The organism is Wenyingzhuangia gilva, from assembly GCF_030519655.1.
Taxonomy (GTDB): Bacteria; Bacteroidota; Bacteroidia; order Flavobacteriales; family Flavobacteriaceae; genus Wenyingzhuangia; species Wenyingzhuangia gilva.
The window spans coordinates 218,868-241,171 of sequence record NZ_JAUMIT010000005.1; the positions used below are offsets into that span (position 1 = coordinate 218,868).

The following is a 22,304-nucleotide window of genomic DNA, read 5'->3' on the forward strand; positions in this document are numbered from 1 at the left end:
TTGGTCTCCATTGATGGTTAAATGAATATCAGAGAATGAGAAAACAACAGATTTTTTGTGGAGCTATTATTTTGTTATTGATTACCTCTTGTCAATTTGGAGGAAAATCTAAAACCGCTACAGAGCAACAAAAACCAACATATAAAACCGATTGGGATTCTTTGGCAAAATACCAAGAGGCTCCAGAATGGTTTAAAAAAGCCAAGTTTGGAATTTATGCTCATTGGGGAGTCTTAAGTGTGCCCGCTTTTGCCAATGATTGGTATCCTAGAAATATGCATGTTGTGGGGTCTTACGAATACAAACATCATGTAGTTACTTATGGAGAGCCTAAAGATTTTGGTTATCATGATTTTGTACCCATGTTTAAAGCAGAAAAATTTAATGCTGATGAATGGGCAGAATTGTTTCAAAAAGCAGGAGCAAAATTTGGAGGTGTTGTGGCAGAACATCATGACGGGTGGTCTAACTGGAAAAGTAAAATTAATCCTTGGAACGCTTATGATAAAGGACCTCATAGAGATATTTTAGGGGAGTTAGAAAAAGCCATTCACAGTAGAGAAATGAAATTTGTAGCTTCTTTTCATAAAGCCAGAAATTTACAGATTTATCAAAAAGATACTGCTAATTGGTTAAATGATACTTCTTATTTTCCATACAATCCAAACATGCCAACATCTTCTAATGATGCTGTGATTAGCATGATGTATGGGAACATTCCCAAAGAACAATTTTATAAAAATTGGTTAGGGGAGTTAAAAGAAGTGATAGATAATTACTCACCAGATTTAATATACTTTGATAGTAAATTGGATAAAATTCCAGAGGAGTATAAAAAAGAATTTGTGGCGTATTATTTAAATCATGCTGCTAAAAATAATCAGGGAGTTGTGATGACTCACAAAGAAGGAGAGTTGCCAAAATCTGTAAGTTTAGAAGATTTTGAAAAAGGGCGAATGAATAAAATTACCAAAGATTATTGGTTAACAGATGAAACAGTTTCGGTAGGAAGTTGGAGTTATACCAACGATTTAGGGTTAAAAAAAGCAGATGAAATTATTCATGTATTGGCTGATGTGGTTAGTAAGAATGGAGCTTTAATGCTAAATGTTTCACCCATGGCGAATGGTGTCATTCCAGAAAATCAACAAAAAATATTATTAGAAATTGGAGACTGGTTAAAAATAAATGGAGAAGCTATTTACGAAACATCTACTTGGAAAGTGTTTGGAGAAGGACCAACAAAACAAGAAAAATCAGGGATGTTTTTAGATAAAATCACGTACACAAATAAAGATATTCGTTATACTAAAAAGGATAATAATATTTATGCAATTGTTTTAGGTTGGCCAGGGAATAATATGGAAATTAATCTTAGTTCTTTTGCTAATGAAACTAATATTTTAAAAGTGGAATTATTAGGAAGTCAAGAATCAATAGTTTATCACTTAGAACAAGATGGGTTACATGTCATCACTCCATCACAAAGAATAGATGATAAGGCTATTGTGTTTAAGATTTTTACTGAGTAATAAAAATTAACTTAATTATATAGAAAAAACCTTATCAGTTATCTGGTAAGGTTTTTTGCTAAAATAAAACATTGAAATAGATATGATATTGTCATTTTCATTTACAAAATGATCAATTTAAGTTTTTTGTTTTTTTGATCACAAATATTCAGATAAATTGCTGTTTATAATCATCTATAAAAGAATATACACCATGAAAAATTTTAAAGTTAAAAGCATTTTTGTTTTCTGTTTGTTGTTTTCTACAGTCATCTTCTCGCAAAAAAAATTAGACAGAATAAAGGTGGAAAAAAACAACTTTGTATTGAATGGAAAAACAGTAGTTTTTAGAGGATATAACACCAGTGATCCTGCAAAATTAATGACTCAGGAACATTGGAATAAAGCTTATTTTAAAGAAATAAAAAATTGGGGAGGAAATATTGTTCGTTTTCCTGTGCACCCAACAGCATGGACAAAATTAGGGAAAGAAAATTACTTAAAACTTATTGATGATGGAGTTACATGGGCCACAGAATTGGGAATGTATGTAATTATAGATTGGCACAGCATTGGGAATTTACAAACAGAAATGTATCAGGATGATATGTACGATACTACGCTAAAACAGACTTATGATTTTTGGAGAACCATAGCTGCAAAATATGGAAAAAATACAACCGTTGCTTTTTACGAATTGTATAATGAACCTACCACTTATAACAATACTTTAGGGACTGCTACTTGGGAGGTGTGGAAAAAAATAAACGAAGAAATAATTACTATTATTCGTGCCAATGGAGGAGAAGGAATTCCTTTGGTGGCAGGATTTAACTGGGCGTATGATTTAACGCCAGTAAAAGAAAATCCGATTGAAGCAGAAGGAATTGCATACGTTTGTCATCCTTATCCAGAAAAAAGAGCAAAACCATGGGAAGATCAATGGACAGCAGATTGGGGATTTGTGAAAGATAAATATCCTTTAATCCTTACAGAGATTGGGTTTTGTGGACCCGAGGATGTTGGTCATCACCATCCTGTAATTGGTGATGAATCTTATGGTGATGCCATTACAAATTATAGCGATGCAAATGAAATTTCGTATTTAATTTGGGTTTTTGATCCTAATTGGGCTCCGCGTTTGTTTAAAGATTGGAGTTTTGAACCTTCAAGACATGGTCAGTATTTTAAAAAGAAAATATCTAGTTATTAAACAAACATCAAAAAACAAGTGTTAAGGTAAACGTAAAATACGATCATTAAATGATTATTTTCGATAAGAATTAAGCGTTTACTTTTTATAGTTTTACTTATTCCGAAACTAAATAATTATAATAATGAAACACTTTTTTTATTTCTTTTTAGCAGTACTTATGTTTGGTTGTAAAAGTAAAAACATAACGGTGTCAGATTCCTTAAATGAATTTTTACCTCAAAATACAGATATTAAATATCAAGGAAGAGGTGTTTTGCAAAAAGACGGTACATATGCTTTGGTAGGTTCTGCTGCCTCCATTTCTATTTCTTTTTTAGGAGAAACATGCGTGGTCAATTTAAAAAGTACGCAAGATCAAAACTGTTATGTTGCGGTTGAATTAGATGGTGAATATTTAGGTAGGTTTTTGGTTGCTAAACAAATAAAACCTTATAGTTTTAAAGCTAAAAGTGATCAAAAAGAACATGTTTTTAAAATTTTTAAAGCTACAGAAGCGACTACAGGAGCTGTGGTTTTTAGTAGTGTAAATGTTCAAGAATTGTTACCTATAGCCTCTGAAGATAAAAAATATATTGAGTTTATAGGTGATTCTATTACTTGCGGAGCTTTGGCAGACGATTCAGATATACCATGCGATGAGGGGCAATATACAGATCATCATAATGCATATTTGGCTTATGGTCCAAGAGTAGCGGAACTGCTTAATGTTGATTATACTTTAAGTTCTGTTTCGGGAATGGGGATGTATAGAAATTGGAATGATGAAAACATAGAAGAACCTATTATGCCAGATGTTTATAAAAATTTATCACTAAATAGAGATGCTTCTCAAAAATATAAGTTTATAAAACAACCAGATTTGGTAAGTATATGTTTGGGAACAAATGATTTGTCAGGAGGTGATGGTATAAAAGAAAGATTACCTTTTAATCCGGAAAAATATACTCAGAATTACATTAACTTTATAAAGATGTTATATGTTCACTATCCAAATACAAAAATAGCTTTGTTAAATAGTCCGATGGTTGCTGGAGAAAACAATGAAGTGTTATTGGCTTGTTTAGAGAATGTTAAAAATCATTTTTCCAATAAAGATATTTTTATTTTTGAGTTCAATGAATTATATGTTACAGGTTGTAGTTACCATCCTAGTATTAAAGAACATCAAGAAATGGCTAATAAATTAATGCCTTTTTATAATAAAATACTGAACAATTAATGAGAAAAATCAACATACTTTTATTTTTTATTTTGCTTAGTCAGATTTCATTTTCAAATGTCATCATGCCATCTGTATTTTCTGATCATATGGTGTTGCAGCAACAAGATGATGTTAAAATTTGGGGCTGGGCAAGTCCACATGAAAAAATAACCATTGCTCCTTCTTGGACAAATGAAACATATAAAACCGAAGCAAGTAATCTGGCATCTTGGCAAATTAAAATAAAAACACCCAAATATGGTGGACCTTATACCATTTCAATAAAAGGCTATAATGAAGTTGTTTTAAAAGATGTTTTAATAGGTGAAGTTTGGCTTTGCTCTGGACAATCTAACATGGAAATGTCTGCAAGTTGGGGAATTGATAATGGTGAAGAAGAAATAGCGAAAGCTAATTATGATAACATCCGTTTTTTTACGAGTCCCAAAATGGCTGCAAATTCAGAACAAAATAACATTATTTCTAGTTGGGAAATCTGTACTTCTGAAAGTATGAAATACGCAAGTTCGGCTGCTTATTTTTTTGCTAAAAAATTGCAACAAACGATGAAAGATGTTCCTGTTGGATTAATGGTTTCGGCTTGGGGAGGAACTCCTATTGAGATTTGGACCCCAGAAAATATTATTAAAAAAGATACTGTACTACTCAACGCTGCTAACAAGTTAACACCTGTTTCTTATGGACCTATAAAACCAGGGAAAGCTTTTAATACCATGATCAATCCATTGATAGGCTATAAAATAGCAGGGGCTCTGTGGTATCAAGGGGAATCTAATGTGGGTTCTGATGTTTATGATGAAAATTTAGCAGCATTAATTACCTCTTGGAGAAAATTATGGGGATATAATTTTCCTTTTTATTTTGTACAAATTGCTCCGTACAATTATGGTGAGAATCATTTTGGTGGAGTTATTATTAGAGATGCACAACGCAAGGCTGCTAATCAAATTAAGAATTCAGGAATGGTGGTGATTAGTGATGTTTCTCCAATTGATGACATCCATCCTAAGGATAAAAAAGCTGTAGGATTTAGATTGGCCAATTTAGCCTTAAAAAATCACTATCATTTAATAAATGATTTGGTGGAAAGTCCAAGTGTTTCAGAACTTCATTTAGATAAAAATAAGGCCGTTATTTCTTTTAATCATGCAGATGGATTGTATGCAAATAGTAAAAAATCTATGTTTGAAATTTCGGGAGATGACTATGTTTTTTATCCTGCAAAAATGAAAATTAAAAATAATACGATTATTATTTCTTCAAAAAAGGTGAAATATCCAAAATCTATAAGATTTGCTTGGGGAAACAATGTACAATCTAATCTTTTTAATAAAGCTAATTTACCTTTGTCTAGCTTTATTATTGAAAAATAATCTCTTTAAAAATGAAGATAATAAGAACATACTCTCTTTTAATCATCGTGCTTTTATCTTTTGAAAATAGCCGTGCACAACAATTAAAAAACATGAAAAAAAATCCAGAAATAGAGCAAAAAATACAAGCGCTTTTAACACGAATGACCATTGAAGAAAAAGTAGGTCAAATGAATCAATATAATGGTTTTTGGGATGTTACAGGGCCTGCCCCAGAAGGAGGAAGTGCTGAAAAAAAATATGAACACTTAAGAAAAGGTTGGGTAGGTTCCATGCTTACAGTTAGAGGTGTAGAACAAGTAAAAGCAGTGCAAAAAATTGCAGTTGAAGACACCCGATTAGGAATTCCTTTAATTATTGGTTTTGATGTTATTCATGGTTATAAAACTTTAAGTCCAATTCCTTTGGCGGAAGCTGCAAGTTGGGATTTAAATGCGATTAAAAAATCTGCTGAAATGGCTGCTGCAGAAGCTTCGGCATCTGGAATTAACTGGACATTTGGACCTATGGTAGATATTTCTAGAGATGCCCGCTGGGGGCGTTCCATGGAAGGTGCTGGTGAAGATCCTTTTTTAGGAAGCAAAATAGCAGTGGCAAGGGTACAAGGTTTTCAAGGAGATAATTTGTCATCACCTAATACCATTGCTGCTTGTGCCAAACATTTTGCTGCTTATGGATTTTCAGAATCGGGAAAAGAATACAATACGGTTGATATAGGAACTTCAACTTTACATAATATTGTTTTACCTCCTTTTAAAGCCGCTGTAGATGCTGGCGTTAGGACTTTAATGAATTCTTTTAATGAGTTGAACGGTGTTCCCGCTACAGGAAACGTTTATTTACAAAGAGATATTTTAAAAGGAAAATGGGGATTTAACGGTTTCGTTATTTCTGATTGGGCATCTTTGAATGAAATGATTACATGGGGACACGCAAAAAATAAAAGAGAAGCCGCAAGGTTGGCTGCGTTAGCTGGGTCTGATATGGATATGGAAGGTTATGTTTATATTGAGGAATTAGCTCAGTTGGTAAAAGATGGAGTGATTAAAGAAGCTATTTTAGATGATGCTGTTGCTAGAATTTTAAGAATAAAATTTGAATTAGGTCTTTTTGATGACCCATATAAATATTGTGATGAAAATAGAGAAAAAGAAATAATAGGTAGTAAAAAAGTACATGAAGCGGTGTTGGACATGGCTAAGAAATCTATAGTGCTTTTAAAAAATCAGAATAAAATACTTCCATTAAAAAAAGAAGGTCAAAAGATAGCTTTGATAGGTGCTTTGGCTAGTGATAAAAATAGTCCTTTAGGAAGCTGGAGAATTGCTGCCGAAAATAACACAGCAGTCTCAGTTTTAGAAGGGATGCAACAATACAAAGGAAATGAATTGTTGTTTGAAAAAGGACCAGATTTCTTTATCGGGGAATCTAATTTTTTACAAGAGGTAAAGATTAATACGACAGATAAATCAGGGATTAAAGAAGCGATTGAAACGGCTAAAAAAGCAGATGTAGTTGTAATGGTTTTAGGAGAAAATGGATTTCAATCCGGAGAAGGGCGTAGTAGAACTGAACTAGATTTACCAGCAATACAGCAAGAATTATTAGAAGAGGTTTATAAAGTAAATCCTAATATTGTACTAGTATTAAATAACGGAAGACCTTTGTCTATCAATTGGGCAGATAAACACATTCCTGCCATTGTAGAAGCTTGGCATTTGGGTACGGAAACTGGAAATGCTGTGGCTCAAGTGTTATACGGAGATTATAATCCAAGTGGAAAGTTACCTATGACGTTTCCAAGAAATGTAGGACAAGTACCTATTTATTACAATTATAAAAATACAGGTAGACCAACCAATAAAGACAACAATGTTTTTTGGTCTCATTATTCAGATGTAGAAAAAACTCCATTATATCCTTTTGGGTATGGATTAAGCTACACAACTTTTGAATACAGTGATATAAAATTAAGCGAAACTTCTTTCAAAATAGGAGATGATGTTAATGTTTCTGTGACTTTAAAAAACACGGGAAAAGTAACGGGAAAAGAAGTAGTGCAATTGTATATTAGAGATTTATATGCAAGCGTTACCCGACCTGTTAAAGAATTAAAAGGGTTTGAATTGGTTGAATTAAAACCTAATGAAAGTAAAACAATTCACTTTACGTTGAATAAAGAGACCTTAGGGTTTTATAATAACATTGGAGATTATGTTATAGAGTCAGGAGAATTTGAGGTGTTTGTAGGAGGTAGTTCCGAGACTACTAATAAAGCTGAGTTTAATTTAGTGGATTAATAAAAAAATATTTTTTATGGATGACTACAATTAATGTCTATTTATATTTTAATGGTAATTGTGAAGAGGCATTTAGGTATTATAAATCTGTTTTTAACAAAGAGTTCCAATACATAGGGTATTATAAAGATATTTCTGAAGTTATTAGACAAAATTTTCCTAATTGTAAAGATGAACATGTGATGCATGTAGCTTTGCCTATTAGTAAAGAAACCATCTTGATGGGAGCTGATCTTATCGATTTAAATAGAACAGTAACAATATCATCAAATAAATTTTCTTTATTCGTTAGTGTAGATGATATCAAAGAGGCCGATAGATTATTTAATGGTTTGTCCAATAAAGGAGTTGTAAAATTACCTATGAGTACTCAGTATTGGGGTTCTTATTATGGTATTTGTGTAGATCAATTTGGCGTGAGTTGGAAAATTAGTTGTAGTGTTAGTATACAGGTAATTATGTTTATAAAATAAAACTCCCATCATGTTTAAAACATAATGGGAGTTTTTATATAAAAAATAATACAGTTTTGTTATTCAGTCAATTGATTATTAGCTTGTTTAATCAATTCTAAGGTAGAAACATCAGAAGCAAAAACAGAATTTAAACCTTGTGGTTCTTGTGGTGGATCAGCGCTAAAATCATCTCCTTCTTTCCATTTTCCATTGGTTGGGTTTGTTTTGGCATAACCTGCAAATCCCCAAAAATTTAATCCTGCTAAAATACCTTGTTCCTTATAGCTTTCAACAATTCTTTTAAACACAGCATTGTAAAAAACATTTCTGTTTTCTATAGATGCTGTTGGTGATAAACTTTCTTTTTCACGAGGAAAACCAAACTCTGACATTACAATAGGTTTATTTAAAGTTTTGGCCGCAATGATATGTTCATCCATATATTCAAAAGCTTTATGAATGGACGTTTGAGTAGATTCTTTTTCGTTGTTAATATCATACCAACCCCAGTTTTTAGGCCACATATGCATGGTTAAATAATCAATGTTTTTGTTACTGTGTAATCTCTTATACATGTTAATATCATCTAAGTAACTAGCTTTTCCTTCTGCTCCTGTAGATACCAAATGATTTGGATCTAAAGATTTAATCAAATCAACTGTTTCGTTTAACCAGCTTGCAAAAGCTATTTCGTGATCGGGAGTCATTAAAACTCTAGGTTCATTCGCTACTTGCCAAGACATAATGGTATTGTCTTCAGTGTATTTTAAACCAGAGTATTTATTAGTTCTACCAATTATAAATTTTAAATGATTGTAGTAGGCTTCTTTACAAGGTTCACAACTATGGAATTGTTTGGTGTAGTTCATGTATTCATCCCAAGAATATTGTTCTAAAAATGGATTTGGAACAGTTCCATAACCATTCCATTCTAGGTATTGAGACATTCCACCTGACCATATCCAGTTATTGTTTAAGTATAAAACAGCATACATTTTTCTTTTACGCATTTCGGCCATTAAAAAATCCAATCCATCCAAAAGAGCTTTATTGTATTTTCCTTGTTTGTATTGTAAAGCCGGACTTACTTTAGAATCTCCACCATCGCCTTCGGCACCTACTAAAATTCGCAAATTATCTATTCCAACGCTTTTCATTAAATCTAATTCTTTAACCAAACGTTCTCTGTCTCCAATGTTTTTAGCTGCAATTAAAGGTCCGTACCAATAATTAGTTCCAACAAAATAATAAGGTTTGTCTCCTTTTAAAAACTGATTGTCTTGAATGCTTATTTTTTTGATGTCAACATTCTTAACAGCATTTTTGTAACGTGTAGTTTTACAGGCTGTAAATAGAATTGTTGAGGTAATGAGTAGTATGAATTTATTTAATTTCATATGATTTAATTTTATTTAGGTAAAGTGTATAGATCAGTTAGTTTGTTTAATAATGCTGATTTTGGTTTGTTTGTAAATGATATAAAGTCTGAGGCACTTTCTTGTTCAGGAGTTGGTACACAGTAAGTGTCTTTGCTATTAGCCCAAAACATTACATAGCTAATTTTAATTTCTTTATTGGTTAATGTGTAATATAAATTATTTGCATAAAAATTTGGGATTGGAGTATTTTTTCCAGGGGTTACAAAATACCCTGTTTCTGTAAAAGCGGCTATTTTAATTTTTTCGATGGCCAAATCAGAAATGATTTTTAGTTTTTGATTGGCTTTTTTTACGCCTTCAGCCCCTTGATTGTTAAAGTCTCCATAGTTATCCATTCCTAAAATATCTACATATTCATCACCGGGATATCTTTCTAAATAAGCTGAAGTAGTGTTAAAGCTATTGTCGGGAGAAAAAGCAAATAGCATATTGTTTACTTGTTTAATATCACGCAAATAAGTAACGGTAAACCTCCAAATTTCTTTGTATTGTTCTGGGCTACAATAAGCAGCTCCCCACCAAAACCAATCTCCATCAAATTCATGAAAGGGTCTAAAAATAAAAGGAACTAATTTTCCATCATTTCCACGCATACTAAGAGCCACTTCTGCTACCTTGTCAAGTTTTGTTTTGTAATACTCATGATTTTCGCCATTAGGTAAAATACTGATGAATGCGTTTTTTTTCTGAAAATCAGTCATGCTAGAGGTGTAAAAATGTTCCCCTTTATAAGGTTCTCTTAAATGCCAACTAAATACATTTATCATTCCTTTGTTATAGGCATCAATAGCGTTTTGTTTTATTTCTTGTTCTTGTTGATAAAACCAATTGTAAGGAGTTTCATCATTTTGATCATCGGTAATAAACATAAAATCAGAACCCAGTAAACCAGGATCAGATCCTGTTGTTTTTTTTATGTCTGATGCTCCTACGTTATTGTTAAAAAAACTACTAAAAGCATCTTGTTGACCAATGATGAATTTTGAATTAGAGAGTGTTTTTAAATGATAAAATAAAGCTACCGTTTCTGGAGTGGCATTTGGATTAACCATGTAAGTTGTTGTTTCATTGGGAAGTAAAACAAAACCCTCTTCTGATGGAATTACAGGGTCGGTAATCATTTCATCACCTAAATCATCATGACTACAAGCATAAGTAAAAAAAGAAATGAAGAGTATTTTGTATAATTTTCTCATTCTTTGTTATGTGTTTAAAAGAATAAAGGCCCTTGAAGTATGATAAGGAGCTTTCCACATGCTTACTTTGTCTTCTTCGGTATAAACTTTTCCAGTTTTAGAAACCCTAAAAAACCATTCTCCATTTTGATGGTCTATTAAATGCTTTTTTGTGTACTCCCATATTTTTAAAGAGGCATTGATGTATTTTTCATCAGGATTTAAATCATTTGCATATTTTAAACCAATTAAAGCTTCTACTTGTGGCCACCAATGTTTATCGGTATCTACGTGATTTGTGGTTAAGTTTTTCTCGTTTAATACAGCACCGTCAGTATCAATTGCTTCTTCTAAAAAAGTATTGGCTACTTTTACTGCTATTGCTTCTGTTCTGTCGATTAAATCTTTGTTATTTAAAGCTTTGGCAGCTTCAATAATAAGCCAAGCAGCTTCAATATCATGTCCGTAAGAAACAGTATTACTTAACAAATTCCATTGGTCATCAAAAAACAAATCGTAATGATGGTTTTTGTTTAAGAACTTTTCTAAAAACAAATCAATCAACATTTTTAATGAACTACGTAAAGTGGGAGTATCGTGAATTTTTAATAATGTAGTATAAGCTTCTAATACATGTAAATGTGTGTTCATGGTTTTAGAAGCATTCATGTCTTTATCACTCAATCTCATATCTTCAATTGGGCTCCAATCCTGATGAAAGGCTTCAAAATAACCCAGATTGATGTTGTCTTTGGCATGTTTTTCTAATAAGTTAAAAATTTCTATAGCCCAATTTTTAGCTTCCTCATTTTTAGAAAACAAATAATATTCAGACAAAGCATAAATAGTAAATGCTTGTGCGTATACCTGTTTTCTTTTGTTGAGTGGATTCCCTGTGTAATCTAATTCCCAAAAAACACCTTTGTGGTCATCATCATTAAAATATGTTTTTAAATAATAAAAAGCTTTGTCACAAATAGGTTGATGTTCTTTTGTGTTTAAATAATTTGATGCTGCTGAAAAAGACCAAAGAATACGTGTGTTTAAAATAATTCCTTTGGATGCTTGTGGAATGATTTTATTAAAATGATTGATACGACCAACAAACCCTCCGTATTCTTTGTCTAAAGTATGGCGAGTCCAGTAGTCTAAAACATTTTTTAGTTCTGTTTGTAACTCCGATTTAAGTTGGTTGTATGCGTTCATTTTTTAGTAAAGTCCTTTGTTCTTGTTAATTAGATCAATAATGGTGTTTACGGATCCTGCTGATGTAAATGTGTCTTTTGGTGTGTTTATGCAATAATCCAATAGCAAATCTATGGTTGAGGTGGCTACATGCATTCTAGTGTCTGAGGAAGCGTAATAAATAAAGACTTTTCCATTCTCATCTGCAATCCATCCGTTAGAGAACAATACATTGGATACATCACCTATTCTTTCTTCGTTTTCTGGAGCCATAAAATGTCCAGCTGGCTGATGGATGACTTTAGAAATATCATTTAGATCAGTCATAAACATATACAAAGTATAACGTAGTCCTGCAGCAGTGTTTCTAACTCCATGAGCAAGATGCAACCATCCTTTGTCTGTTTTAATAGGAGCTGGTCCTAACCCGTTCTTTAATTCAAATATGGTGTGATATATTTTATTGTTGATGATTTTTTCATCTTTTACGGTTGGATTTGTCATGTCATCAATATATCCTAAACCAATTCCCCCACCATTTCCTACGCTAATAAAACCATCTTGAGGTCTTGTGTAAATAGCATATTTTCCATTTACGAATTCAGGATGTAGAACCACATTACGTTGTTGTCCTGAATTTGAAATTAAATCAGGTAATCTTTCCCAATTCACTAAATCTTTAGTTCTAACAATTCCTGCATTGGCAATGGCAAAACTTGTGTTTTCTGGCGGAGCATTAGGATCTTTTCTTTCGGTACAAAAAACACCGTAAATCCATCCGTCTTCATGTCTAATTAATCGCATATCATAAGCATTGGTGTCGGGCTCGCCTTCTATTTGAGGAATCACACAAGGTTTGTCCCAAAATTTAAAGCCATCAATACCATTTGTACTTTCTGCAATAGCAAAAAATGATTTTCTATCATTTCCTTCCACACGAACACACATCACATAATTGTTGTTCCATTTAATAGCTCCTGCATTAAACGCTGCATTAAATCCAATACGTTCTAGTCCATTAGGATTTGTTTCTGGATTTAGATCATATCTCCAGTGTAAGGGAACATGTTCGGCAGTAATTACTGGGTTCTTATATCTTTGATAAATACCATTTGATTTTGAAATAGGAGTATTTTTTTTACCAATTAAATCTTGATAATTTTTTTTAATTTGATTTAAATATTGATTCATCTTAATTATTTTCAAAGGGGTTAATTTATTTTTTCTTCAAGTGAATTCCACCAGTATTTTTTTAGTAAGAATAGGCAAGCAGCCAAAACCACTAGAGAAATATATACAGGAGTGTTTTGTCTAAAAACTAAATACATTGGAATGATAACCAAAGCGGTTTGTGCTATAATTCCAATGGTAACATTAAACATGTCTTTACCAAACTCTTTGTTTTTCTCAAAGGTTGGATCTTCTAATTGTAATTTTTCATGAATAGGTTTCCAAAACCCCCAAGGTCTTACGTTTTTGTAGAATTTTTTTAGCACTTCTTCTTCCGTAGGCGGGGCGGAATAAGTTCCGATAATAGAACCAATGATTGAAGCTAACAACAGCAAAGGAAAAAGATATAAACCTAATACGTTTGGAAAAATTTCTGGAATAATGGCTGCTGCCAATAATCCTGATGCCATTCCCCAAAAGAATCCCTCACCATTAAAACGCCACCAGTGCCATTTTAAAATATTGGCTCCAACGTAACTTCCGTATAAAACAGAAACGATCCACTGTAATACTGAGTTTACATCTTTGGCAAATAACCCTAAAACTATACTGATGACAACCACTGCAATTCCTGTGATATAATTCATCATTTTTATTTGTTGAGTTGATGCATTAGGTTTTTGATATTTTAAATAAATATCATTTACCAAATAAGCTTGAGCAGCATTTAAAGTTCCTGCAAAAGTTGACATAAATGCAGCAATCAATCCTGCTAACAACAATCCTAATAAACCAACAGGGACAAATTCTTTAATGGCAGTTGGTAAAATTAATTCAAAATCAATATCACCAGAAACGGTTAACAAATCTAGTCTTTCATAATAAACCAAAGCCAGTGCAGCAAAACCAGCAATCATTAAATATCTAATCGGCATAAGAATTACCGATACAAATCCACTCATTTTAGAAGCTTCGGCAGGAGATTTTGTAGATAATATTTTTTGCATATCATAAGTAGGAGCGGGTCCTGCAACACTTACTAATACTCCTTTAAAAACCATCATCATAAAAAAGATAGAGAATAGGTTAAAACCATCTTCTTGTATTTTCTGATTTACTTCTGGAATAATTTTACTCCAATCCATATTTAACTCCCAATTAAAGAAAGGACTCATCCAGCCATCGGGAACATTTAAAGTGTTTTCTCCTACAGCCATAAAACCTAAGTAACCAATTACCAAAGCAGCAATAGTCATAATGGCAAATTGAACTACATCAGCCCAAACAATTCCAGACATTCCTCCTAGAAGAGAATAAAAAACAGCAAAAAGAGTGAAAATAATTCCGTAAAAATGAGGAACAAACTCAGGAGACACGGCAAAAGGAATATAATTGCTAACGACTTCCCAAGGAATAAAAATTTCGATAAATTTTCCCAATCCTATAAAACCATATGCCAAATAACCCAAGCAGACAATTAAGGCAAAAAAGACGACAATGACATGTGATAGTTTGGCTCCTTTTTTAAATCCAAATCTGGTTCCAATCCATTCTGCTCCAGTAGTTGCGTTAGATTTTCTTAACCATTTAGACAAATAGACCATTAAAAAAATCTGATTAAAAACAGGCCAAAGCCATGGAATCCAGGCACTTTTAATTCCATAAACAAACATAATAGTTACCAACCAGATGGTTCCAGAAATATCAAACATTCCAGAGGCGTTAGACAAACCTAACATGTACCACGGAATGGATTTTCCACCTAACAAATAATCATCTTTGCTTTTGTTTGCACCTTTTCTAAGTAACAAACCAATAACAATAATAGTTATTAAGTAGGCGGCTATGATGAGTAAATCAACAGTGTGAAGTAATTTCATAAAGTCTTATTTATAGTTTTAGTTTGTTAATGTCTTGTAAGAATAGCGTTTTAGGTAGGTTTTTAAATTTTTTAAAATCCTGTTCGCTACTATGTGTTTTGTATGGCATGTAATGATGTGTTTTAGAGTAGTTTCTCCAAAACAAAATCCATGAAATTCCTGAATCTTTAATTTTTGGATATAAAATTTCTGTGTACCAATTATTGGTAGTAATAGCTTCTTGTCCGGTTTCAGTAAAAGCATATAATTTGTTTCTTTTTATAGCTAGTTCTTTCACTATTTTTAAATCATTTACAACTGATTTTGCGTAAGTTTTAGAATCTTTAAAATCATAAATATCAATTCCTAATACATCTACAAACTCATCACCAGGGTAGTAGTCTAAATAATGATCTTTGGGTTCTAATCTGTTGGGTGAATACACGTAAATTAAGTTGTGTAATTGATGTTGGTCTCTTAGAGAAGAGACTGTTTTTTGCCATAATAATTTGTAGTCTTCAGGATTGCAGTTTGGGTTTCCCCACCAAAACCAACTTCCGTTCATTTCGTGTAAGGGTCTAAACACAATAGGGATTTGTTTTCCTTTGTACATAATGGTTTTTAAATAATCTGCAACAAGTTTTAACCATCGGTCGTATTTTAAGGTAACTTCAGGATTGTTTAAAATGTCGGATACAGCAGGAGTTTTGTCCCAAGAATTTCCATCGGTAACAGGGTTGTTAGCATGCCAACTTACGGTAATAATTCCTCCTTTGCTATAAGCATCAATCATTAATTTTCGCATGGTCACAAAAGGAACTGTGTCTATATTGTACTCGTTTTGATATTCAATACCACTAATGTCAAAACCATAAACAGCAGGAAAATCTCCCACTATATCATTTACATCACTTTTAATAGTTTCAGGAAAATCAGATTGTTTCCAACCGATGCCATAAGAGGTGCCGTCTTGATGTCCAACGGCAAAACCAGTTTTAGAAATATAAAATAGTTTTTTATGTAGTTTTTTTAATTCTTTAGAAGGTTTGTAATCTACCAAGTTTGGTTTTGTATACACAGAATTGTAAAAAGGTTTACAAGAATGTAAAAATATTACCATAAGCAAAAAGGAGAACTGTTTATATGTGGGTAATATTTTATTTATAAAAATCATTTGCTTTATTTTTTAATTATTTGATAGTTTTGTATCGTTAAAGGTATTAAATATGTATTTTTGTAAAGCAATATTGTGAATTTCAAAAATAGCAATTACCTGTTGTATAAATATGATATTATTTTATCATTATATTAAAATATAATTACATCTATTATGAGTTTGTTAGATAAAGTCCATAGAGAAATCACCCCATTATCTCCAGAAGATAGTTTTTTGGTTTTTGACAGGGTTAAAAAAGAATTTGATTTTCCTATCCATTTTCATCCTGAATATGAGTTGAATTGCATTATTAATGGAAAAGGGGTAAAGAGGGTTGTTGGAGATCATATAGAAGAGATAGATCAGGTAGAATTGGTATTTGTTGGGCCAAATTTACACCATGGCTGGTTGAATCATAATTGTAAGAGTGAAGAGATTAGAGAGATTACAATTCAGTTTCACGAAGGACTTTTTAATGATGAGTTTTTGTCCAGAAAAATTATGAAGCCAATAAAAGATATGTTTGAAAGGTCTATACATGGAGTGCTGTTTTCTAAAAAAACGAGTTTAGAGATATGTGATAGAATTTCTAGTTTATCAAAGTTAGATAGCATGGATTATTTTTTAGAGATTATGTCAATCTTGTTTGATTTGGCTAATTCTAGAAATCAAAAATTGCTTTCAACCTATACAAATAATAGGGATAGTTTTGAAAATAGTGATAAGATTAAAAAAATATATGAGTATGTTCAGGAGAATTATGATCAAAAAATAACATTGGCAGAAGCTTCTGAATTGGTAAATATGAGTCAGGTTTCTTTTAATAGATTTATGAAAAAGAGAACTGGGAAAACTTTTGTGGATTATGTGAATGATGTAAGAATTGGTTATGCGGCTATGAGGTTAGTGGAGAAAGATGTGAGTATTTCTGAGATTGCTTTTAGTTGTGGTTTTAATAATATAGCCAACTTTAATAGGGTTTTTAAAAAAGCTAAAAACTGTACCCCTAGTCAGTACAAGAGTGATTTTTCAGGGATCAAAAGGATTCTGTAGTTGTCTTAAATTTTTGTCTTGTTGGTTTAAGTGTTGTACTGAATCTAATCTAATCTTTTTTGAAATATTTTACCTTAAGATTGCTTTCAGTGCTTTAATTAATATGATTTATATAGTAATAATAATTTGTCTTTTTTGTTACATATAAATCTGTATTTTTTCTTTTAGTAAGTTCTTTTTTTAGTGATGAGCTGTGTTTAAGTATGTAAAAATCAATACTTCGAAAAAATTTTATTGGTAAATGACAAAATACTATTAACGTAAAATTAACAATTCACTTAATTTCGAATATTGTAATAAAACTTATTTTTTTTAGCAAAATGTTAAATAAAACACTTTAAATACAAATAAATTAATACTATTTAAACTAAAAGAACATGCGAAAGACAATTTTAAAAAATATCCATAGCGGTTTAAAATACAACTACTGTATACCGTTATTGATGTTTTTCTTAGTAAGCCAAGTTGCTTTAGCTCAAGTTGAGGTAAAAGGAACTGTAAAAGATTCTAAGGGAACAACATTACCAGGGGTTAATGTACTTCAAAAAGGGACTAATATTGGTACGATGACTGATTTTGATGGTAATTATACCCTAACAGTTGCTGACAATGCAGTATTAAGTTTTACTTATTTAGGTTTTGAATCTCAAGATATTAAAGTGGGAAGTAAAACAACAGTTAATGTTGTTTTAAAAGCTAGTAGTGAATCTTTAGATGAAGTAGTTATTATTGGTTACGGATCTCAAAAAAGGAGTGATGTAAATAGTGCGATTTCTTCTATAAAAGCTGAAGATATTCAAAACAGTAAGGCTACTTCTTTTGATCAAATGATGCAAGGAAAAGCTGCTGGGGTAACTATTAATAGTAATTCAGGTCAGCCAGGAGGGAATGTGTCGGTTAAAATTAGAGGTATTTCTTCTTTAACAGGAACCAATGAACCTTTATATGTTATTGATGGTATACCAATGTCTGGAGATGCTAGAAACTCTTCTACTTCGGGAAGAAGTGCTACTGGAGAATCTAATTTTTCTAATGCGGGAAATATTTCTATCAGTCCATTGTCAATGATAAATCCTAGTGATATTGAGTCTATTGATATTTTAAAAGATGCATCGGCAACAGCTATTTATGGATCAAGAGGAGCTAATGGAGTTATTATTGTAACTACCAAATCTGGAAAACAAGGAACGGGAAAAATTAGTTATGATAAATCTTATGCAATTAGCAATTTACCAAAAATGTTAGATGCGATGAACTTGAGAGAGTATGCTGCGCATCAAAATGCATTGGCTGATGTGTATGATCCTACTCAGAAAAGACCTGAGTTTGCAATTCCGTCCTTACTTGGAGAGGGAACCAACTGGCAAAAAGAAATTTTTAGAACAGGTATTATGGAATCTGATCAAATCTCTTTTTCAGGAGGTAAAGATGGTATAAATTATTACTTGTCTGGAGGTAGAGTTCAACAAGATGGAATTGTTATAGAATCTAGATTTAAAAGATATAACCTAAGAGCTAATATTGATGCTAGACTTAATAAATCTATCAAGGTTGGGTTGATTGCAACGGGATCTATGACAGATGAAAAATTAACATTAAATGGTCAGTTTGATGGTGTAGTTGCTAGGTCTTTATTAAGTACCCCAGATGTTCCTGTAAGAGAATTTAATGGTGATTTTGCAGGTCCTAAATTAGGGACTGTAACATTTGTAAATCCAGTAGCAGAAACTCTTTTAGGGTCTAATAAACTAGAAAGGAAAAATTATTCTGCTAACTTTTACACAGATATTAAATTGTTTAAAGGTTTAGAATATCGTTTTGAAGTTGGGGGATATAAGTCTGACAATTTAGGTCGACAATTTGTACCTATGTATTCTTTGGGGAATGCAGTTAAAAACTTTGCTAATTTATATTACAGACCTCAGACATCTTATTCATGGAACTTAAAAAACATGCTTACTTATAGGAATACTATTGGTAAACACAATTTTACTTTATTGGCAGTTCAAGAAGCTAACAAAGCGCATTGGGAAGGACATTCTTTAACGGCTAATGGATATAAGGATAATTCAGATAAAAGCTTATCAGGTTCAGATCTTTCTAAAGCTGAATTAAGTGGTGTTTTTATAGGTACACAAGCTTTGTCATCATATTTGGGTAGGGCAGTGTATGATTATGATAACAAATATGGTTTTACAGCTGCCATCAGAACAGATGGTTCTTCTAAGTTTTTTAAAGGGAATAAATGGAGTGTGTTTAGATCTATAGGTGCTTCTTGGAAAGTATCTAACGAAAGTTTTATGGAGAGTTTTAAGCCTTTTGTTGATAATGTTAAAATTAGATTTGGTTATGGAGAGACAGGAAACAATCAAATTGGAAACAATTTATATGATTCTAACTTAGCATTAACTAATAGTTCAATGGGAACTTCATTTTTGCCAGCAAATGAATCAAATCAATTGTTGACATGGGAAACTCAAAAACAAACCAACTTAGGTTTAGACTTTGCTTTGTTTAATTCTAAATTGTCCACTTCTATTGATGTATATAGAAAAGTTTCAGAATCTTTTTTATATAAATTACCGCTTCCAAACTTTTTATCTGGAGGAGCTTCTTACGAAGGAGGAGTTGATCCACCATTCTTCAACCTAGGAAGTATGGTTAACAAAGGAGTTGAAATATCTGTTAACTACAATACAAATATCACAGATGACTTTTCTTGGAATTCAAGTTTAAACTTCACTAAATATGTAAACGAAGTAACAGATATGCTTGGATTAAATATCGATAGATCGGTTAATAATTTAGCATACCAGTCATTGTCTGTTTCTAGAACTCAAGAAGGGGTTTCAATAGGTTCTTTTTATGGATATGAAGCTTTAGGGATTTATAGAACTGATGAAGATTTAATCAAGTATGGTCATACAAATGATACCGGTACTAAGGAAGTTTTAAAAGATGGAACCAATTCATTATTACCAGATTTTCAAAAAGGAGATGTAATTTATAAAGATCAAAATGGAGACGGTATTATTAATACTAAAGATAAAACCAATATAGGAAATCCAAATCCAGATTTCACTTATGGATTTACAAATTCTTTTAAGTATAAAAATTTAGAGTTATCGGTATTTATTCAAGGTTCATATGGAAATAAGTTGATGAACATAACGCGTTTGTCGGGAACTTTAAATAGTTATTTAGGAACAAATTATCTAAATGAAGCCTCAGATTTTTATTCTGCGACCAATTTAGATGCTAAATTACCAAGACCATCAGATTATAGTCATATAAACAATGGTATTTCCTCTCGACTTGTTGAAGATGGTTCTTATTTAAGAATACAAAATGTAACCTTAGGATATTCAATTCCTAAAGAGTTATTATCAAGCATTCATTTGTCTAAACTTAGAGTATACGTAACAGGGCAAAACCTTTTCACATTTACTAATTATTCTGGATACGATCCAGAGGTAGGATCTTTTAATCAAGATGCATTGTTAACGGGAGTAGATAGTGGACGTTACCCAACACCGAGAGTTTTGTCGTTAGGACTTAATGTTGAATTTTAAAAATTAGAAAAATGAAAAAAATAATAAACATAAAATTTGTTGTAATACTAATTTCAGTATTTACATTTACAACATCATGTTCGGAAGATTTTATTGATATTCCAGCTGAAGGAGCTCCAACATTAGGGAATTATTACGATTCTGATGAAAAATTAGACAACGCAGCCAATGGTTTGTATGGTTTGGTATGGTTTAATATTAATAAGTCTGGTTTTTACGGTATTACAGATGTAATTTCTGGGAATATGTACGCCGGACCTTATAACGAATTTGGGAAATTTACAGATTTAAGTTTCACAAATTCTCAAGCTTATATATCAGATTCTTGGAAATCTTGTTATGCGGGTGTTGCAAATGCCAATATCTATATTAATAACTTGCCTTTAGTTGTAGGGCCAAATGTGAGTGAAGAGGCATTAAATAATGCATTGGGAGAGTGTCATTTTATTAGAGCATTTTCCTATTTCATGCTAGTAAGATTATGGGGGAATGTACCTATTATAGAAGATGCCTCTAAATACACACAGAACTTTGTGGTGCCTAGTAACCCTATTGCTGATGTTTATAAATTTATAGAAAATGATTTATTATTTGCAATTGATAATTTAAGATCAAAAACAAGAGGATCTAATTATGCAGAAAATGCACATGTGTCAAGTGGTTCTGCAAAAGCAATGTTAGCAAAAGTGTACTTGTATCAAAAAAAATACGATGAGGCTAGAATTTTAGCTAAAGAAGTTATTGATAGTAAGGAATTCAAATTGATGGATAACTTTTCTGATTTGTTTTTACAGGTAAATAACAATAACGAGGAATCTATTTTTGCTTGGCAATGGAATGGATCTGGAACTTATTTTGATGGGAACTTTTGTAATACTTTGTTTGCTCCAGAGAACAGATTGGTAGAAACTACATACTCTGGTCAAATGGCTCCATCACAAGATTTAATTAACAATGTTTTTGAACCAAGTGATTTAAGAAGAAAGGAAACTTTTATGTTGCCAGGAGATTTTTATCCTAATTTAACTTTTGCAGAAACATTAGATGTAGATTCTCCGTTGTCTTTAGGGTATACATTTGAAATCAATAATGGTTTTATAGAAAACGGAGTTCAAAACTCTGGAGCAGGATTAAAAAAATATGTAATTGGAAAAGAAAATCTTCCAATTACAGGTAAAATGAATCAACAGTTTAACGGAGCTTGTTCCATGAATAGTTATATGATGAGATATGCAGAGTTATTGTTAATTCATGCAGAGGCAACTATTGGTTCTCAGTCAGGTTCAACCTCCGATCCAGATGCTTTAGCTTCCTACAATGCAGTTCGTATCAGAGCAGGTTTACAGCCTAAAGCTTCAATCACTTTTGAGGATGTATTTAAAGAAAGACGTGCTGAATTAGCTTGTGAAGGAGATTATTATTTTGATTTGGGAAGATTACCTTTTAGTCAAGCAAAAGCTATTTTAGAAGCTCAAAATAGAGGAGATGCTACCACAGAAAAACACATAACAATTTCTGCTACAAACCTTTTCTTACCCTATCCAGAAGATGATTTAATTAAAAACCCAAAATTAACTGAAGTTGAACCTTATGATTTTAATCAATAAAATAGTTATTA

15 protein-coding genes are annotated in these 22,304 nt (G+C 31.9%); 9 read left to right on the forward strand and 6 right to left on the reverse strand.

Going from position 1 to position 22,304, the window contains the following annotated elements:
- Positions 1-35 precede the first annotated feature (35 nt).
- The 6 genes from QVZ41_RS10965 (at position 36) to QVZ41_RS10990 (ending at position 8,095) form a co-directional block, all read left to right on the forward strand.
- Complete coding sequence (locus QVZ41_RS10965) at positions 36-1,532, forward strand: alpha-L-fucosidase (protein WP_302884619.1); 1,497 nt, start codon at positions 36-38, stop codon at positions 1,530-1,532.
- A 193-nt stretch (positions 1,533-1,725) separates the two neighbouring features.
- The gene (locus QVZ41_RS10970) at positions 1,726-2,724 is read left to right on the forward strand and encodes a glycoside hydrolase family 5 protein (RefSeq protein WP_302884620.1); all 999 of its coding nucleotides are present in this window, start codon (positions 1,726-1,728) and stop codon (positions 2,722-2,724) included.
- A 124-nt stretch (positions 2,725-2,848) separates the two neighbouring features.
- Positions 2,849-3,946, forward strand: coding sequence for an SGNH/GDSL hydrolase family protein (locus QVZ41_RS10975; protein ID WP_302884621.1), 1,098 nt, complete (start codon positions 2,849-2,851; stop codon positions 3,944-3,946).
- Positions 3,946-5,322, forward strand: coding sequence for a sialate O-acetylesterase (locus QVZ41_RS10980; RefSeq protein WP_302884622.1), 1,377 nt, complete (start codon positions 3,946-3,948; stop codon positions 5,320-5,322). Before QVZ41_RS10975 ends, QVZ41_RS10980 begins: the two co-directional genes overlap by 1 nt.
- Positions 5,323-5,333: 11 nt before the next feature.
- The gene (gene bglX / locus QVZ41_RS10985) at positions 5,334-7,622 is read left to right on the forward strand and encodes a beta-glucosidase BglX (RefSeq protein ID WP_302884623.1); all 2,289 of its coding nucleotides are present in this window, start codon (positions 5,334-5,336) and stop codon (positions 7,620-7,622) included.
- Positions 7,623-7,642: 20 nt separating this feature from the next.
- On the forward strand, positions 7,643-8,095 hold the full coding sequence (locus QVZ41_RS10990; RefSeq protein ID WP_302884624.1) for a VOC family protein: 453 nt from the start codon (positions 7,643-7,645) through the stop codon (positions 8,093-8,095).
- A 59-nt stretch (positions 8,096-8,154) separates the two neighbouring features.
- Here the strand turns inward: QVZ41_RS10990 and QVZ41_RS10995 are convergent, their stop codons facing one another.
- The 6 genes from QVZ41_RS10995 to QVZ41_RS11020 are packed head-to-tail and all read right to left on the reverse strand — an operon-like array spanning position 8,155 to position 16,025.
- A complete protein-coding gene (locus tag QVZ41_RS10995) occupies positions 8,155-9,474 on the reverse strand; it encodes a glycoside hydrolase 5 family protein (RefSeq protein WP_302884625.1) in 1,320 nt (439 codons plus the stop codon).
- A gap of 11 nt (positions 9,475-9,485) precedes the next feature.
- Positions 9,486-10,712, reverse strand: a complete 1,227-nt coding sequence (locus tag QVZ41_RS11000) for a glycoside hydrolase family 26 protein (RefSeq protein ID WP_302884626.1) — start codon at positions 10,710-10,712, stop codon at positions 9,486-9,488.
- A gap of 6 nt (positions 10,713-10,718) precedes the next feature.
- Positions 10,719-11,897, reverse strand: a complete 1,179-nt coding sequence (locus QVZ41_RS11005) for an AGE family epimerase/isomerase (protein ID WP_302884627.1) — start codon at positions 11,895-11,897, stop codon at positions 10,719-10,721.
- 3 nt (positions 11,898-11,900) lie between these two features.
- Positions 11,901-13,067 (reverse strand): glycoside hydrolase family 130 protein, encoded by a 1,167-nt coding sequence (locus QVZ41_RS11010; protein WP_302884628.1) that lies wholly within the window; start codon positions 13,065-13,067, stop codon positions 11,901-11,903.
- A gap of 20 nt (positions 13,068-13,087) precedes the next feature.
- The gene (locus QVZ41_RS11015; protein WP_302884629.1) at positions 13,088-14,926 is read right to left on the reverse strand and encodes a sodium:solute symporter family protein; all 1,839 of its coding nucleotides are present in this window, start codon (positions 14,924-14,926) and stop codon (positions 13,088-13,090) included.
- Positions 14,927-14,936: 10 nt separating this feature from the next.
- Positions 14,937-16,025, reverse strand: coding sequence for a glycoside hydrolase family 26 protein (locus QVZ41_RS11020; protein WP_302884630.1), 1,089 nt, complete (start codon positions 16,023-16,025; stop codon positions 14,937-14,939).
- A gap of 210 nt (positions 16,026-16,235) precedes the next feature.
- Here QVZ41_RS11020 and QVZ41_RS11025 point away from each other — a divergent pair, with 210 nt between their 5' ends.
- The 3 genes from QVZ41_RS11025 (at position 16,236) to QVZ41_RS11035 (ending at position 22,293) form a co-directional block, all read left to right on the forward strand.
- The gene (locus tag QVZ41_RS11025; RefSeq protein WP_302884631.1) at positions 16,236-17,114 is read left to right on the forward strand and encodes an AraC family transcriptional regulator; all 879 of its coding nucleotides are present in this window, start codon (positions 16,236-16,238) and stop codon (positions 17,112-17,114) included.
- 377 nt (positions 17,115-17,491) lie between these two features.
- Positions 17,492-20,686: a SusC/RagA family TonB-linked outer membrane protein gene (locus QVZ41_RS11030; RefSeq protein WP_302884632.1), complete on the forward strand. Its 3,195-nt coding sequence runs from the start codon at positions 17,492-17,494 to the stop codon at positions 20,684-20,686.
- A gap of 11 nt (positions 20,687-20,697) precedes the next feature.
- Positions 20,698-22,293, forward strand: coding sequence for a RagB/SusD family nutrient uptake outer membrane protein (locus QVZ41_RS11035; RefSeq protein WP_302884633.1), 1,596 nt, complete (start codon positions 20,698-20,700; stop codon positions 22,291-22,293).
- The last annotated feature ends 11 nt before the right edge of the window (positions 22,294-22,304 follow it).

Coding starts and splice junctions, on each gene's coding strand:
- QVZ41_RS10965 (WP_302884619.1), top strand. CDS start 36: ATGAGAAAACAACAGATTTTTTGTGGAGCTATTATTTTGTTATTGATT.
- QVZ41_RS10970 (WP_302884620.1), top strand. CDS start 1,726: ATGAAAAATTTTAAAGTTAAAAGCATTTTTGTTTTCTGTTTGTTGTTT.
- QVZ41_RS10975 (WP_302884621.1), top strand. CDS start 2,849: ATGAAACACTTTTTTTATTTCTTTTTAGCAGTACTTATGTTTGGTTGT.
- QVZ41_RS10980 (WP_302884622.1), top strand. CDS start 3,946: ATGAGAAAAATCAACATACTTTTATTTTTTATTTTGCTTAGTCAGATT.
- bglX (WP_302884623.1), top strand. CDS start 5,334: ATGAAGATAATAAGAACATACTCTCTTTTAATCATCGTGCTTTTATCT.
- QVZ41_RS10990 (WP_302884624.1), top strand. CDS start 7,643: ATGACTACAATTAATGTCTATTTATATTTTAATGGTAATTGTGAAGAG.
- QVZ41_RS10995 (WP_302884625.1), bottom strand. CDS start 9,474: ATGAAATTAAATAAATTCATACTACTCATTACCTCAACAATTCTATTT.
- QVZ41_RS11000 (WP_302884626.1), bottom strand. CDS start 10,712: ATGAGAAAATTATACAAAATACTCTTCATTTCTTTTTTTACTTATGCT.
- QVZ41_RS11005 (WP_302884627.1), bottom strand. CDS start 11,897: ATGAACGCATACAACCAACTTAAATCGGAGTTACAAACAGAACTAAAA.
- QVZ41_RS11010 (WP_302884628.1), bottom strand. CDS start 13,067: ATGAATCAATATTTAAATCAAATTAAAAAAAATTATCAAGATTTAATT.
- QVZ41_RS11015 (WP_302884629.1), bottom strand. CDS start 14,926: ATGAAATTACTTCACACTGTTGATTTACTCATCATAGCCGCCTACTTA.
- QVZ41_RS11020 (WP_302884630.1), bottom strand. CDS start 16,025: ATGGTAATATTTTTACATTCTTGTAAACCTTTTTACAATTCTGTGTAT.
- QVZ41_RS11025 (WP_302884631.1), top strand. CDS start 16,236: ATGAGTTTGTTAGATAAAGTCCATAGAGAAATCACCCCATTATCTCCA.
- QVZ41_RS11030 (WP_302884632.1), top strand. CDS start 17,492: ATGCGAAAGACAATTTTAAAAAATATCCATAGCGGTTTAAAATACAAC.
- QVZ41_RS11035 (WP_302884633.1), top strand. CDS start 20,698: ATGAAAAAAATAATAAACATAAAATTTGTTGTAATACTAATTTCAGTA.